This is a genomic window from Frankia sp. CeRuru1, assembly GCF_977966315.1.
In genome coordinates, this window is record NZ_CDWWEW010000333.1 from 4,069 (window position 1) to 5,937 (window position 1,869).

1 protein-coding gene is annotated in these 1,869 nt (G+C 71.7%); it reads left to right on the forward strand.

The features are described from left to right. Positions 1 to 1,763, forward strand: a 1,763-nt coding sequence (locus tag AC08OP_RS19530) for an IS66 family transposase (RefSeq protein ID WP_476615506.1), incomplete at its 5' end; no start/stop codon positions are given. Positions 1,764 to 1,869: the final 106 nt, after the last annotated feature.

Here is a 1,869-nt window from a genome sequence, read left to right on the forward strand (position 1 = left end):
TGTTGGATCGGGCTGTGTCCGATCCGGGTGGCCCACCGCGTGACGTGGTGGCGCCCCTGACGTGGGCGCAGATGCTGTGGATCGCCCGGCTGTTCGAGCAGCAGGACGCGGCGCGTGACGCGCGGATCGCAAGGCTGACCGCGCAGAATGAACGGTTGGCGGCCGCGAACGCCGAACTCAGGAATATGAACGCACAGCTGGTCGCGGTGAACGAGGACCTCGCGTCACGGCTCGCGCGGCTGGAGCACCTCGTCACGCGGAACAGCGGCAACTCCTCGAACCCGTCGTCGAAGGATGGCCAGCCGGGCAAGTCGGAACCGAGGCCGAAGAAGCCGCGGGTGAGTGGTGGTGGGCGGCGTGGCCGCGGCGGGCAGCCCGGCGCGCCGGGCTCACACCTGCGGTTCACCGAGCAGCCCGACGAGCGGGTCGACCGGTTCCCCGAGGGGCGGTGTGGCTGCGGGAACGACCTGGCCACGGCGCTGGAACGCGGCCAGGCCCGTGACCTCGGGGTCGTCGACCGCTACCAGCAGGTCGACATCCCGCTGGTTACGGCGACGGTGACCCAGTACGACCAGCACGCGCTGGCCTGTGGCTGCGGCGCGGTCCACCAGGCGGCCCGCCCGCCCGGCGCCCGCCCCGGGCCGGTCGGCTACGGGCCGAACCTGGCGGCCTGGTGCGTCTACCTCATGGTGGTCCATCACCTGCCCGTCGGTCGCTGCGTGGGGCTGGTGGAGTCACTGACCGGCGCCGCGCCGTCCGCCGGGTTCGTGCACGGCCTGCTGGCGTGGGCGGCGGCGGCGCTCGCCGCCGCCCACGACCGGATCCGGGCGCTGATCGCCTTGTGCGCGGTCGTGGTGATGGACGAGACGCCGCTGAGGGTCGGCCCGCGGCTGCCCCGCCCGGGCCGCAAGAAGGCCGAGCGGTACCTGCTTGTGGCCTGCACCGATCTCTACACCCATTTCCTGCTCGGGGACCGGGACCTTCAGACGTTCCAGGCCTCGGTGCTCAGCGAACTCGCCGCCGCCGGCGCGACGGTCGTACACGACCGGTACAGCCTCTACGACCACGACTTCTTCAACCCCGTCCCCGGTGACCCGCTCGCCGACGGTGATCCCGACGGCACCGACCCCGGCAGCGTGGAGTTCCTCGGCCTGGTCCACCAGATCTGCACCCAGCACCTGCTACGGGACCTGACCGCGGCCGGGGAGACCTACCCCGGCGAGCACTGGCCGGCCCAGATCACCGACGCGCTGCGCGGACTGATCCACCACACGAACCTCACCCGCCACGCCACCGCACTCGCCGCCGCCAGCGGCGGGCAGGGACACGACGCGGCGCACTGCCACTACTGCCGGCCCCCCGCCGGACCCGCCCTGCCCACCGTCGAGAACCTCCTCGGCATGTTCCGTCGGGGCGTGACCGTCGGCCTGTCCGCCACCATGTCGCACGGCACCCGGCCCGGGGAACGCCCCGCCCGTCTCGTGCTGGAGTTCCTGCGCGACCGGCAGACCGACGTGCTGCGGTTCCTCACCGACCCGACCGTTCCCGCGACCTCGAACGACGCCGAACGCGAACTACGCCCGTCGAAGATCCAGCAGAACATCTCCGGCCGGCTGACCAGCGAGAAGGTCACCCAGGACCGGTACACGATCCTCGGGTACCTACGGACCGCCGCGAAGCACGGCCGCGCCGCGATAGCCACCCTACGCGACGTCATGACCGGCCAGGCATGGGTCCCCGACTGGCCCACCGCCCCCACGTGAAACACAACCCCCACAGGGAAACCCACCGGCCAGAGGCGTACCGCGCCCACCGGCCATCACGCCATGCCACGAACCAACACCCTCAGCTCACCGGCTAAATGTTTGC